Source organism: Paramesorhizobium endophyticum (genome assembly GCF_014640615.1).
In the GTDB taxonomy this organism is placed as follows: domain Bacteria; phylum Pseudomonadota; class Alphaproteobacteria; order Rhizobiales; family Rhizobiaceae; genus Paramesorhizobium; species Paramesorhizobium endophyticum.
This window is the reverse complement of record NZ_BMHH01000023.1, coordinates 1-13,158: the sequence shown is the minus strand read 5'-3', so window position 1 is coordinate 13,158 and position 13,158 is coordinate 1. Positions and strand designations below refer to the sequence as shown.

Annotated in this window: 9 protein-coding genes and 2 pseudogenes; 7 read left to right on the top strand and 4 right to left on the bottom strand. The window is 63.9% G+C overall.

Going from position 1 to position 13,158, the window contains the following annotated elements; translation table 11 throughout:
* Positions 1-36: 36 nt before the first annotated feature.
* The 4 genes from IEX53_RS19910 (at position 37) to IEX53_RS19895 (ending at position 6,135) form a co-directional block, all read left to right on the top strand.
* The gene (locus tag IEX53_RS19910) at positions 37-540 is read left to right on the top strand and encodes a DUF721 domain-containing protein (protein ID WP_188825932.1); all 504 of its coding nucleotides are present in this window, start codon (positions 37-39) and stop codon (positions 538-540) included.
* Between the two features lie 79 nt (positions 541-619).
* The gene (locus IEX53_RS19905) at positions 620-1,327 is read left to right on the top strand and encodes a DsbA family protein (protein WP_188825931.1); all 708 of its coding nucleotides are present in this window, start codon (positions 620-622) and stop codon (positions 1,325-1,327) included.
* A 228-nt stretch (positions 1,328-1,555) separates the two neighbouring features.
* Complete coding sequence (gene smc / locus IEX53_RS19900; protein WP_188825930.1) at positions 1,556-5,014, top strand: chromosome segregation protein SMC; 3,459 nt, start codon at positions 1,556-1,558, stop codon at positions 5,012-5,014.
* A 473-nt stretch (positions 5,015-5,487) separates the two neighbouring features.
* Positions 5,488-6,135, top strand: a complete 648-nt coding sequence (locus tag IEX53_RS19895; RefSeq protein ID WP_188825929.1) for a DUF930 domain-containing protein — start codon at positions 5,488-5,490, stop codon at positions 6,133-6,135.
* Between the two features lie 27 nt (positions 6,136-6,162).
* Here IEX53_RS19895 and IEX53_RS19890 read toward each other — a convergent pair whose 3' ends face one another.
* Positions 6,163-6,507, bottom strand: coding sequence for a VOC family protein (locus tag IEX53_RS19890; protein WP_188825928.1), 345 nt, complete (start codon positions 6,505-6,507; stop codon positions 6,163-6,165).
* A gap of 220 nt (positions 6,508-6,727) precedes the next feature.
* Between IEX53_RS19890 and ppdK the strand changes: the two genes are divergently transcribed.
* Together ppdK and IEX53_RS19880 are read left to right on the top strand one after the other, a co-directional pair.
* Complete coding sequence (gene ppdK / locus IEX53_RS19885; RefSeq protein ID WP_188825927.1) at positions 6,728-9,394, top strand: pyruvate, phosphate dikinase; 2,667 nt, start codon at positions 6,728-6,730, stop codon at positions 9,392-9,394.
* Positions 9,395-9,729: 335 nt separating this feature from the next.
* On the top strand, positions 9,730-10,467 hold the full coding sequence (locus IEX53_RS19880; RefSeq protein WP_188825926.1) for a polysaccharide deacetylase family protein: 738 nt from the start codon (positions 9,730-9,732) through the stop codon (positions 10,465-10,467).
* 39 nt (positions 10,468-10,506) lie between these two features.
* Here the strand turns inward: IEX53_RS19880 and IEX53_RS19875 are convergent, their stop codons facing one another.
* The 3 genes and pseudogenes from IEX53_RS19875 to IEX53_RS24420 form a co-directional block, all read right to left on the bottom strand.
* Entirely contained in the window at positions 10,507-10,923 is a 417-nt protein-coding gene (locus IEX53_RS19875) for a hypothetical protein (RefSeq protein WP_188825980.1), read from the bottom strand.
* A gap of 150 nt (positions 10,924-11,073) precedes the next feature.
* Positions 11,074-11,790, bottom strand: a pseudogene (locus IEX53_RS19870) (IS4 family transposase); the annotation flags it as partial.
* 8 nt (positions 11,791-11,798) lie between these two features.
* Positions 11,799-11,870: pseudogene (locus IEX53_RS24420) on the bottom strand (hypothetical protein); the annotation flags it as partial.
* Positions 11,871-12,069: 199 nt separating this feature from the next.
* Here IEX53_RS24420 and IEX53_RS19865 point away from each other — a divergent pair.
* Positions 12,070-12,852 (top strand): DUF1499 domain-containing protein, encoded by a 783-nt coding sequence (locus IEX53_RS19865; RefSeq protein ID WP_188825924.1) that lies wholly within the window; start codon positions 12,070-12,072, stop codon positions 12,850-12,852.
* Positions 12,853-13,158: the final 306 nt, after the last annotated feature.

The window sequence follows — 13,158 nt, the reverse complement described above, 5'->3', positions numbered from 1 at the left end:
TTTTGGACAAGATCATGCGGCTGAAATTGGAGAGAAATGAGCAAGGGTCCGGGCTATACCGGTTTCAGGCCGCTGGCGGACATGGCTTCGGGCGTCATCGACCCGGTGCTGCAGAAGCGTGCGGGCATCAATCTGGCGCTGGTGCAGTCCTGGGAGGATATCATCGGTTCGGCGCTCGGCTCCCAGTCGCGCCCGCTGAAGATCCTCTGGCCGCGCCGCGCCCATGAGGACGACCCGTTTCAGCCTGCCACGCTGGTGATCGCCTGCGAGGGCTTCGCCGCCATCCGCATCCAGCACGAGACGGGCGAAATCATGAGCCGCGTCAATGCCTTCCTCGGCTTTGCCGCCATCGGGCGCATCAAGATCGAGCAGAAGCCCGTGACCTCGGGCAGGCCGGTTCGTCCCAGGCCGCCGGTCATCGACGCCGCCGCCGAAAAGCGCATCGAGGCGGTGACGAAGGATATCGAGGACGATGGCCTGCGCGCTGCGCTTGCCCGGCTTGGCCGTAGCGTGGTTGCCGAGAAGATTAAAAAACGGTAATCTGACGAAAATCCAAAGACTTCGCGTCCGCGCTCGCATAGAAAAGAGCCAAATTGGACGAACCATATGGGTGATTCGGATGGCTGCCAAGTTGAACCGTAGAGACATTCTTTCCCTTGCGGCCATTTCCGCCGCCGGCCTGACGCTCGCTGCCTGCAGCGACTCCTCGGACGCCGCTTCCTCGACGCCGTCGAAGGAGACCACGGGCGCCACGACCGCTGACGCGCCGGAGCCCCAGGGCACGGTGGACACCGCGAAGCTTTACGAGCCGGGCAAGCTCAAGGATGAGGTGCTGGGCAAGGCCGACGCGCCTGTCACCATCGTGGAATATGCCTCGATGACCTGCCCGCACTGCGCCGAATTCTCGGTCAACACGCTGCCGGAGATCCAGAAGAAATATATCGACACCGGCAAGGTGCGGCTGATCTTCCGCGAGTTCCCGTTCGACCCGCGCGCCTCCGCCGCCTTCATGCTGGCGCGCTGCGCGCCCGACGGCCGTTATTTCCCGATGGTCGAGGTGCTGTTCAAGCAGCAGATGCAATGGGCCGCCGCGCAGGACGCCGAGGCGCCGCTGCTGCAGATCGCCAAGCTCGCCGGTTTTACACAAGAGTCCTTCAAGGCTTGCTTGACGAACCAGCAACTTCTCGATGATCTGAACGCAACGCGGGAGCGCGGCGAAAAAGACTTCGGCATCACCGCGACCCCGACCTTTTTCATTAACGGGAAGAAATACGTTGGAGCGCTGTCGGTTCAGCAGATGTCGGCGATCATCGACGGCCTTCTCTGATAGGGGGAGGGGCGGGCGGAGCTTACTTGTCACCCACTCCCCTCTGGCCTGCCGGCCATCTCCCCCACAAGGGGGGAGATCGGCTGTGTATTGCGTTTTTGCCAATCCCCAACGCAGCAGAATAAGAGCCATCCCCGATGAAGGCCAATCTCCCCCCGTGTGGGGGAGATGCCCGGCAGGGCAGAGGGGGGTGTTCGCGCGCCAACCTCTCCGCAGAGGAGCTCACTAATGCGCTTCTCCAAACTCCGCCTCGTCGGCTTCAAATCCTTCGTCGAGCCGATGGAGTTCGTCATCGAGAGCGGGCTGACCGGCATTGTCGGCCCAAATGGCTGCGGCAAGTCCAATCTGGTGGAAGCGCTGCGCTGGGTGATGGGCGAGAACTCCTATAAGAACATGCGCGCGTCCGGCATGGACGACGTCATCTTCTCCGGCTCCGGCAACCGGCCCGCGCGCAACACCGCCGAGGTCACGTTGTTCCTCCAGAACCATGACCGCACCGCCCCCGCGCCCTATAACGATGCCGACGAATTGCAGGTCTCCCGCCGCATCGAGCGCGAGGCCGGCTCTGTCTATCGCATCAATGGCAAGGAGGCGCGCGCAAAGGACGTGCAGCTTCTCTTTGCCGACCAGTCCACCGGCGCGCGGTCGCCTTCCATGGTGGGGCAGGGGCGTATCGGCGAGCTCATTCAGGCCAAGCCACAGGCGCGCCGCGCGCTTCTGGAAGAGGCGGCAGGCATTTCCGGTCTCCACACCCGCCGCCACGAGGCCGAGCTTCGCCTGCGCGCCGCCGAGGGCAATCTGGAGCGGCTGGAGGATGTGGTCGGCGAACTGGGAACCCAGTTGGAGAGTCTCAAGCGCCAGGCGCGGCAGGCCAACCGCTTCAAAACGCTCTCCGCCGATATCCGCAGCGCCGAAGCCATCCTGCTGCACCTGAAATGGACGTTGGCGAAAACGCAGGAAGGGGAGGCGCAAAGCGCACTGTCGGCTGCCACCGTGCTTGTCGCCGAGCGCGCGCAGGCGCAGATGGCCGCGGCGAAGGAGCAGGCGGTCTCCGCCCACCGCTTGCCGGATTTGCGCGAGGCGGAAGCCAAAGCCGCCGCCGCATTGCAGCGCCTCACCATCGCCCGTAGCCAGCTTGATGAGGAGGCCGAGCGCATCCGCGCCCGGCGCTCGGAACTGATGAAGCGGCTGGAGCAGCTGGCGAGCGATATCGTCCGCGAAGAGCAGATGGTGCGCGAGAACGCCGATATTCTGGCGCGCCTCGAAGAGGAGGAGCGCGCGCTCCATGACGACAACGACACCGCCGGCGACCGCGAGATCGAAACCCGCGCCGCCTTCGAGGAGGCAGATAGCAGGCTGAAGGAGAGCGAAGCGGCGCTGGCCCGTGTGACGGCGGAGCGCGCCGAGGCCGCCGCCGGCCGGGCGCAGGGCGAGCGCTCCTTGCGCGAGGCGGCTGACCGCCGCGACCGGCTGCGAAACCAGATGCAGGATGTGGAACGCGAAATCGCCACCCTCGCGGCGCAGATTTCCGGCCTGCCGGACCCCGCGGAAAAGCACCTCGCCGTCGAGGCGGCGGAGGAGGCTGTCGTCGCTGCCGAGGAAGCCGCGATTATGGCCGAGGAGCAGGTCGAGCAGGCGCGTGCCAGCGAAGCCGCCCTGCGCCAGCCGCTGAATGACGCGCGCGGCGAGGTCAGCCGCATCGAGACTGAGGCGAAGACGCTCGCCCGGATCATCAATGCCGACGCATCCGGCGAGTATGCCGCCATCGTCGAGTCCGTCCGGGTGGACAAAGGCTTCGAGACGGCGCTGGGCGCGGCCTTGGGCGAAGACCTCGACGCCCCTGCCGATACGAACGCCCCGGTCTTCTGGGCCGGAGCTGGCGTTGATGAGAATGACCCATTCTTGCCGGAGGGAGTGGACGCGCTCGTTTTCCATGTGAGCGCCCCGCGTGAGCTCTCCCGCAGGCTCAAGCAGATCGGCGTGGTGGACGAGACCGACGGCCCCCGCTTGCAGAAGCTTCTGAAACCCGGCCAACGCTTAGTGAGCCGTGCAGGGGCCCTCTGGCGCTGGGACGGCTATACCGCCAGCGCCGACGCGCCGACCCCTGCCGCGCAGCGCCTTGCCCAGAAAAATAGGCTGGCCGAGCTGGAACTGGAAGCGGTCGAGGCACGGCAGCGCCTGCACGAGATCGAGGCGAAAGTTGCACGCGGCGAGGCGGCAGTGCGCGAGGCGGTGGACCGCGAGCGCATGGCGCGAGATCATTGGCGCGCCGCGCAACGCGCGCTGGACGACGCGCGCGAGGCCTTGGCCGCCGCCGAACGCGCCGCCGGTCAGCTGTCGAGCCGCCGCGCCGCGCTGGATGAGGCGAGGAACCGCATCGTCGATTCGCTGGAGGAAGCGCAGGCCCAGCTGGTGGAAGCCGAGGACCGCCTCGCCGCCATGCCCGACATCGCCGAATTGACCGCGCGGCTCGATGCGCAGACCGGCGAGGTCATGGCCGGTCGCGCCGCGCTGGCCGAGGCGCGGGCGGCCTATGAAGGGTTGCGCCGCGAGGCGGAGACGCGCATGAAGCGGTTAGAGGCCATCGACCGCGAGCGCAGGAGCTGGATTGCCCGCGCCGCCAATGCCGACAGGCAGATCGAGTCGCTCTCGGAGCGCCGCGCCGAGACCGCCGCCGAAGCGGAAGAACTGGCCGACGCGCCCGACGAGATCGAGGAGCGCCGCCGCGCACTCATGACCGAACTGACCGAGGCGGAAGCGCGCCGCCGCGAGGCCGCCGACCGGCTGGCGCTGGCCGAAACCAAGCAGGCGGAACTCGACCGGCTCGCCACCGAGGCGATCCAGAACCTCGCCATCTCGCGCGAGGCCCGCGCCCGCGCCGAGGAGCGGGTCACCGCCGCCGAGGAGCGCCGTAAGGATGCCGAGCGCCGCATCGCAGAAGCGCTCAACTGCGCTCCCCATGAGGCCTTCCGCCAGACCGGCCTGAAACCCGGCGACCCGCTGCCCGATGTCGAGGATGTGGACCGGCGGCTTGAACGGCTCAAGCTCGAGCGCGAGCGGCTTGGCGCGGTCAATTTGCGCGCTGAGGAGGAGCAGCAGGAACTCGCCGAGCGGCTGGAGGCTATCGTCGGCGAGCGCGAGGACGTGATCGAGGCGATCAAGAAGCTGCGCCAGGCGATCCAGAACCTGAACCGCGAGGGCCGCGAACGCCTGCTTGCCGCCTTCGACGTGGTCAACGCGCAGTTCCAGCGCTTGTTCACCCATCTTTTCGGCGGCGGCACGGCGGAATTGCAGCTGATCGAATCCGACGATCCGCTCGATGCCGGCCTCGAAATCCTCGCCCGCCCGCCCGGCAAGAAGCCGCAGACCATGACACTGCTGTCAGGCGGCGAGCAGGCGCTGACGGCGATGGCGCTGATCTTCGCGGTGTTCCTCACCAACCCCGCGCCGATCTGCGTGCTCGATGAGGTGGACGCCCCGCTCGACGACCACAATGTCGAGCGCTTCTGCAATCTGATGGACGAGATGGCCGCCTCGACCGAAACCCGCTTCGTCGTCATCACCCATAACCCAATCACCATGGCCCGCATGAACCGCCTGTTCGGCGTCACCATGGCCGAGCAAGGCGTCTCGCAGTTGGTGTCGGTCGACCTGCAAATGGCGGAACGGCTGCTGGAGGCGAGTTAAGGCATTGCATCTTTGGGCGAAAAAGATGGCTCGTTTATTGATCATAGCGGCAGCTCAGCCGTAGAGGCATGGATCCCAGTGACAAGCACTGGGATGACGCGTGCAGATGTTTTGTCCGATACCGGATATGCTTCTGCCAAGCGGAGAGGTTGAAGATTTGGTTGCCAACAGCAAAGCAACCCGTCATCCCAGTGCTTGTCACTGGGATCCAAGCCTCTACCTCTCCATGACAGCAACGGCCCTAAACCGGAAACAGCCGATTCCACCAAACATATGGCGCATTGTATAGGCTTCCCCATGTTTAAACGGTTTCGCTTGACGATACCCCCCTCTGCCCTGCCGGGCATCTCCCCCTCAGGGGGGGAGATCAGGCCGTCATCAATCATTTAGGTTTAAGAATGAGCGGTAACGGCCCTATCAGCCAATCTCCCCCCTTGAGGGGGAGATGGCCGGCAGGCCAGAGGAGGGGGGTGGTGACGCGCGCAAACCTCTCCACCCGCTTTCCGAGCCCGGCCATTGCCGCCTCGCTCGCCCTCCACGCCCTTCTCCTCATCCTTCTCTTTTCCCTCCCTAAAACACCCGCAACAATACCGCTTCCCGAAGAAGCCATCTCCGTCGAGCTTCTCCCTCCGCCTCCACCCGCCCCGGTGATGCGCGAACTCACCGCGCCGCCAAAATCCCTCGCGCCATCAAAACCGCCCGCGCAAGCCACCGCCGCGCCAGCTCCCATGATCCGCGCCACCAGCCTCTACGCCGCGCGGATGCTGGCTGGCCCGCGCAGCCGGCAGGCGCGGGAGGCGCTGGCGCAGCTCTCCGGTCCTGACCGCATGGAGCAATTATGCGACGCCGAGGCGATGGAGCAGATCGCGCGTTGGAAGCAGGAGTTCCAGCCCGACCGCCTCATCGCCTATGCGATGGACGACACGAGGATCGACGGCGCAATTGTCATCGCCGACAGCGCGGCATTCCGCAGCAAGGGCCGATGGTACCACGTCAAATTTCGCTGCAGCCTGACCGTCGATCTCAAAACCGTCGCCTCCTTCGAATTCCAGGTCGGCGAGCCCATCCCAAGGGAGCAATGGGCCGCGCATTATCTTTCGGTGGATGATACCGGCGAATGACGAGGCGTGGAGACCTTGCCGGCCGTCTTACGTCCCCCACACCGCCAGCTCATTCCCCGCCGGGTCCGTGAAGTGAAACCGGCGTCCACCAGGGAAGGAAAAGATGGGCTTCACGATTGTGCCGCCGGCCTTTTCCACCGCATCGAGCGTTTCCTCCAGATTTTCGGAGTAAAGCACCGGCAGCGGCTTTGTCGCCGGTTCCAGTGATGCCGCGTCGAAGCCGCCTTCAAGCCCCTCGTCGAACGCCGAGTAAGTGGCCCCGTAATCGGTGAAGGTCCAGGCAAAGGCCGCGCTGTAGAAATTCTTGACCATATCAAGCGTTCCGCCGCCGGCCGGCAATTCCAGATAATCGAGCTTTCCCGTCTTGCGCATGATCACCTCCAGATTTGTTCGCTTTATGTTCTAGACAGGGCCCGCGAAAAATGCAAGAGATGAAATGCAGGGTTTGAATAGAGGGAAGCGTGAGCGGCGGTGGACGGGGAGGGGACCGACGCTAATCGATTTGATTATGCAGTGCAGCATTTTTCCGGTTGTGGCCTGTTGCGTCCATCGCTTAAAGCTTGGAGCGGACGAGGGTTTGGAGGGAAGCGCGATGGCGAAGTGGGTGTACACATTCGGCGACGGCAAGGCGGAAGGCGCGGCGCGGGACCGTGAACTCCTGGGCGGCAAGGGCGCCAATCTGGCCGAGATGGCGAGCCTTGGCCTGCCGGTTCCGCCCGGCTTCACCATCACCACGGAGGTCTGCCGTTATTATTACGACCACGACCGCACCTATCCCGATGAGCTGGAGCGCCAGGTCGAGACGGCGCTCGCCCACATCGCCGCGCTGACCGGCCGGACCTTCGGCGATGCGATGAAGCCGCTGCTCGTCTCGGTGCGCTCGGGCGCCCGCGCGTCCATGCCGGGCATGATGGATACCGTGCTCAATCTCGGCCTCAATGACGAGACGGTCGAGGCCATCGCGCGCGAGTCCGGCGACGAGCGCTTTGCCTATGACAGCTACCGCCGCTTCATCCAGATGTATTGCGATGTCGTGCTCGGCGTCGATCACTCCTATTTCGAGGAAATCCTTGAGGACGCCAAGGCCAATCTCGGCGCGGATGTCGATACGGACCTCACCGCCGGCGACTGGAAGGATGTGATCGCGCGCTACAAGGAAAAGGTAGAGGAAGAGCTGGGCGAACCGTTCCCGCAATCGCCCCAGAAGCAGCTTTGGGGGGCGATCGGCGCGGTTTTCTCCAGCTGGATGAACGCCCGCGCCATCACCTATCGCCGCCTTCACAACATTCCCGCCGATTGGGGCACGGCGGTCAATGTGCAGGCGATGGTGTTCGGCAATATGGGCGAGACGTCCGCCACCGGCGTCGCCTTCACCCGTAATCCCTCCACGGGCGAGAAGAAGCTCTATGGCGAGTTCCTCGTCAATGCGCAGGGCGAGGATGTCGTCGCCGGCATCCGCACGCCCCAGAACATAACCGAGGCGGCGCGCATTCAGGCAGGCTCCGACAAGCCTTCGCTCGAGAAGGTGATGCCCCACGCCTTCGCCGAATTCGTCCGCGTCGCCGAGACGTTGGAAAAGCATTACCGCGACATGCAGGACCTCGAATTCACCATCGAGCGCGGCAAATTGTGGATGCTCCAGACCCGCTCCGGCAAGCGCACCGCCAAGGCGGCGCTGAAGATCGCGGTGGAGATGGCCGAGGAGGGGCTGATTGCCAGGGAGGAGGCGGTGCTGCGCATCGACCCCGCCTCGCTCGACCAGCTTCTGCACCCGACCATAGACCCGAAGGCGGAACGCAAGATCATCGGCAGCGGCCTGCCCGCCTCGCCCGGCGCGGCGACGGGAGAGATCGTATTCTCGTCCGAGGATGCGGAGGCCGCGAAGGCGGAGGGGCGCAAGGTCATCCTCGTGCGGGTGGAGACGAGCCCGGAGGATATTCACGGTATGCACGCCGCCGAAGGCATCCTTACCACGCGCGGCGGCATGACCAGCCACGCCGCGGTGGTCGCCCGCGGCATGGGCAAGCCCTGCGTGTCGGGCGCGGGAAATTTGCGCGTCGATCACCGCAACGGCACGATGATGGCCATGGGCGTGACGCTGAAAAAGGGCGATGTCGTCACCATCGACGGTGGCACCGGGCAGGTGCTGAACGGCCGGGTGCCGATGCTCCAACCGGAGCTGTCAGGCGATTTCAGCCGCATCATGGAATGGGCCGATTTGGCGCGCCGCATGAAGGTACGCGCCAATGCCGAGACGCCGGCGGATGCCCGCACGGCCCGCTCCTTCGGTGCGGAAGGCATCGGCCTCTGCCGCACCGAGCATATGTTCTTCGAGGGAACGCGCATTCTCGCCATGCGCGAGATGATCCTGGCCGATACGGAGGAGGGCAGGCGCGCGGCGCTCGCCAAGTTGCTCCCGATGCAGCGCTCGGATTTCGTCGAGCTTTTCGAAATCATGCACGGTTTGCCCGTCACCATTCGCCTGCTCGACCCGCCGCTGCACGAATTCCTGCCCAAGACCGAGGCTGAAATCACGGAAGTGGCTGAGGCTATGGGGGTAGACGCAAGAAAACTGCGCGAGCGGACGGAAGCCTTGCACGAGTTCAACCCCATGCTTGGCCATCGCGGCTGCCGGTTGGCGATTTCCTATCCCGAGATTGCCGAAATGCAGGCCCGCGCCATTTTTGAAGCAGCCGTGGAAGCAGGCCGCAAGACGGGCGCGCCCGTGGTGCCGGAAATCATGGTGCCGCTGGTCGGGCTCAAGGCCGAGCTCGATTTCGTCAAGGTGCGCATCGGCGCCGTCGCTGCGGAGGTCGCCAGCGAGACCGGCGCGCGGATAAATTATATGGTTGGCACCATGATCGAGCTGCCACGCGCCGCCCTGCGCGCCGGGGACATCGCGGAGACGGCGGAGTTCTTCTCCTTCGGCACCAACGATCTGACGCAGACCACCTTCGGTATCTCCCGCGACGACGCGGCCTCCTTTATCGCCACCTACCAGCGCAAGGGCGTCATCGAACGCGACCCCTTCGTCTCGCTCGATTTCGAAGGCGTGGGCGAACTGATCAGGCTTGCCGCCGAACGCGGCCGCGCCGTGCGCTCTGGGCTGAAACTAGGCATCTGCGGCGAGCATGGCGGCGATCCGGCATCGATAAGTTTCTGCGAGGAGGCGGGGCTGGATTACGTGTCCTGCTCGCCGTTCCGGGTGCCGATCGCCAGGCTGTCAGCGGCGCAGGCGGCGGTGAGGGCGAGGGGATAAACATTTGAAGTAACCCCTTCTTCTGCCCTGCCGAGCCAGTTGGGCGCCCTCCTTTCCCCTTGCGGGGAAGGAGGGCGCGTTAGCAGGCGGATGGGGGTGGTGGCGGGTGCGCTTTTGCTGGAGACAGTGGCGTGTGCGTCACCACCCCCACCCGACCCTTCGGGCCACCCTCCCCGCAAGGGGGAGGGAGGGCGCGAGGCCGTCCGGCGGAGCAGAGGGGTGGTGAAGCGCGCAACGAGGCAGAATATTCACCATTAATTTAAATTGATTGCTGAAAGTATTTCCCAGGTGTTATTCTCTCAATAACCAGTAAACATCACAAATAAGTGAATAATATGCGATTAAATATTTTCGCAACGCCCCTCATCCTCCTCGCCCTATCCTTCTCCCCCGCCCAAGCATCCGATATCGTCGAGCCCCAACTCCACATCGCCAAGGGCGGCGCGAACGGTCCGCAGGTGGCGCTGACGCTGGATGCGTGCATGGGGCAGACGGACCGGCGCATTCTCGACATGCTCGTGGAAAACAAGATCCCGGCGACGATTTTCATCACGGGGCGCTGGATCAAGACCAATCCGGAAGCCCTCGGCATCATGAAGGCGCATCCGGACCTGTTCGAGCTGGAGAACCACGGCCTCAATCATGTGCCGCCCATCGACAGCGTGCCGACCATGTATGGCATCAAGACGGCGGGCAGCCTGGAGGCGGTGCGGGCGGAAGTGCAGGGCGGCGCAGACGCGGTGAAGGCTGCGACGGGCGTGACCCCGCACTGGTATCGTGGCGCGACGGCGCGCTATTCGCTCGATGCCGTCAAGCTCATCAAGGAGATGGGCTACAAGATCGCCGGCTATTCGCTCAACGGCGACCAGGGCGCCTCGCTTCTGGCGGCGGCAGCAGAAAAGCGTATCGCTGCGGTCAAGGACGGCGATGTCATCATTGCCCACATCAATCAGCCCACCCATTCGGCAGGGGCGGGCGTGGTCAAGGGTGTTCTGGCGCTGAAAGCCAGGGGCTTCCGCTTCGTGCGGCTGGAGGATGTCGAGACGTCGGAAACGATGAATCCGGTGAAATAGTGAAGGTCGTGAACAGTGATAGTGAACGGAGCCACTATCTCACGACTCGCTCTTCCCTATCTCACTGTTTTCACCACTCCCTATCTCGCTCACCTTCTTCATCACATCAGCATAATTCCGCCCGAGGCTTTCGAACAGCGCGTTGCCGCCCTTCAGCGGCGAAAGCGAGAGCGTCATGCCGTCATTGAGCAGGGTTACGAAAATGATCTGGTCGTGCGGCGTGCCCGGAATGGCGATGGCACCGATCCGCTGCGCCTCGCTGGTGTCGAGCGCCGGCATGTTGAACAGCACCTCGCCATTTACCAGCTTCGCCGCCTTGGCCAGCGCGCTGTCGAACCCGTCGGACAGCACATCCTGTGCGCCAAGCGCGAACTCGACCTCGACCGCTTCCAGCGTGGTTTGGTTTTCGTCTTTTGGTGTCTCCCGCAGGAGGCTGGGTATCGGGGGTTGATTCATGTCCCACACTTTTCTTACTCGACTCGAACAAGGCCCCCACTCTCATATGCGTGTTGAAATATGGCATCGCAATGAGTCTTTTCAATTAGCCACGAATGTTTGTTTTCCCCTTCCATCGTCATCCTCGGGCTTGACCCACTGCTGTCCGGTTTAAACCTGTGTCAGGTCTAATAGCATTTGCCTTTGGTCGCACGGGGTCGGTGGGAGTGGCGTTTTGAGGGCGGTGATTGAGCGCCGGTGCATGAGATTGAGGCGCACGGGGCAAGTGAAGGCGCGCGGCTGCGTTATGGTTTGTTGTGTTGCCTGGGCGGAGCGCAGCACGAGAAGGGCGATCAGGGCGACAAAGACCTGGATGCGCACGGCATTCTCGGACGTGCCGAGAAAGTGGCGCAGCTTGAGGTTCTGCTTAATCCATTTGAAGAACAGCTCGATTTGCCAGCGTTCCTTGTAGAGATCGGCGATTTCCTCGACGGGTGCGTCCAGATCATTCGTGACAAGGCGTATGATTGTGCCTGTGTTCATGCGCACGGTGACTTCACGCACCGGGTCGGCGAAGGGGTTGCGGCGCGAACTGGCCATGCGCTGGGGCAGAAAGCCGATACGGTCGCTGAGGATATTGCTGTCCATGGGGACTGCCTGTTCGGCCATGACGTCGAGCAAGGTGTTGCTTTTCAGACGCGAGACGAAGCGGCAGCCTTTGGCGTCCAGTTCAGCCCACCAGTGGAAGTCATAATAGCCCAGATCGAACACATAGGTCATGCCCGGTTCGAGCGGCATCGCCTTGGCCGGGGTGATGTCGCCCGCCCTTTGGCTGGTGAAGGTGGCTGCCCGAACAGTAGCGCCACGAACTGGCTTTTCGTGTCGAGCCGCCGGATCCGGCGGTCGGCCTTGTACTTCTCCACAAGTCGGTCGAAAACATGCCGGCGGACAAGCCAATACAAGCACATTGATTCATGATCCCGTTGCGGGTGATATTACCGCTTCCGCCACCTAGCCGTGGATCCTCGGGTCAAGCCCGAGGATGACGACTGGAGGAGGGGAGATGCCCGTCCGCCCTTCGAATAACTAAGGAGGGGCGAGTGGGAATTCGGATGCGGCAAGGCGCGAGGCCGGACGGATGAGATCATTCACGCAACGAGGGCACCGGTGAAAAAACTACGCTATGAGCGTCGAAAATCGCGCTCCGCCATATGGGCGTTGCGGCTGGCGGTGTTTTCTGCCGTGCTGTTCGCCCTTTCCACGGCTGGCCATCATTTCGAGGCCATCCGCACGCCGGATTTCACCATCCTCGCCGGGCTGGTAGCGGCGCTGGCGCTTCTGGCGCTGGCGCTGGCGTTGAAGGGCTTCGTCAATCTCTGGAGAAATGGCGACAAGGGCGGCGTGCGCTCCCTCTGGGGCGCGCTGATTGCGATCTGCGTGCTCGCCCCGTTCGGCGGGGTCGCCTATCAGGCCTATGTGACCCCGCCGCTCTACGACATCTCCACCGATCTCGATGCGCCGCCCAGGTTCCACGCCGCTTACCCGCGGGAAAACGGAATGAACCCGATTGATGACGATGTGTCCGCCCGCGCGCCCCTGCAGGTGGCGGCCTATCCGCAGGTGACCGGGCGGCGCTATGAGGGCTCGCCCGACCGGGTTCTCGAGGCGGTGATGGCGGTTCTGAAGGACAAGGGCTGGACCGTCACCGGCCGCTTCGGCATGCCGGGCGAGCAGCTCGAAACCACCGTGGAGGCAGTGGCGCACGGCCTCATCCCCGGCCTCACCAGTGACGTCGCTACCCGCCTGACGGATGAGGGGGATACGACCTATGTCGATATGCGCTCCGTCTCGCGCTACGGAAAGCGGGATCTGGGCGCGAATGCCCGCTATGTGACTGATTTCATGAACGCGCTCGACGAAAAGCTGCAGGGCGCGCCGCCGGAGGGGTGAGAGGCCGGTTAGCGCCCCCTTCCCCCTTGCGGGGATTGAGGAGCGTTCGGCCGAAGGCCGAGGAAAAGCCAACGATTTGGCTTTTCCAGCGACGAACCCCGCGTTAGCGGGCGGATGGGGGTGGTGACGTTTGCGCTTGCTTCGAAGATCGTCGCGCAAACGTCACCACCCCCACCCGACCCTTCGGGCCACTTGCCGGGGCCGAGCCACGGGTCTCGGCCCGTCCTTCGGCCCCCCGCAAGGGGTAGGGGAATCGCACATGAGTATAAAAGCGTTGTTGCAAGTTAGCGGAAAATAGATTCTGAG

Excerpts from the sequence above, each read along its gene's own strand:
- IEX53_RS19910 (WP_188825932.1), top strand. The coding sequence starts at position 37 with ATGAGCAAGGGTCCGGGCTATACCGGTTTCAGGCCGCTGGCGGACATG.
- IEX53_RS19905 (WP_188825931.1), top strand. The coding sequence starts at position 620 with ATGGCTGCCAAGTTGAACCGTAGAGACATTCTTTCCCTTGCGGCCATT.
- smc (WP_188825930.1), top strand. The coding sequence starts at position 1,556 with ATGCGCTTCTCCAAACTCCGCCTCGTCGGCTTCAAATCCTTCGTCGAG.
- IEX53_RS19890 (WP_188825928.1), bottom strand. The coding sequence starts at position 6,507 with ATGCGCAAGACGGGAAAGCTCGATTATCTGGAATTGCCGGCCGGCGGC.
- ppdK (WP_188825927.1), top strand. The coding sequence starts at position 6,728 with ATGGCGAAGTGGGTGTACACATTCGGCGACGGCAAGGCGGAAGGCGCG.
- IEX53_RS19880 (WP_188825926.1), top strand. The coding sequence starts at position 9,730 with ATGCGATTAAATATTTTCGCAACGCCCCTCATCCTCCTCGCCCTATCC.
- IEX53_RS19875 (WP_188825980.1), bottom strand. The coding sequence starts at position 10,923 with ATGAATCAACCCCCGATACCCAGCCTCCTGCGGGAGACACCAAAAGAC.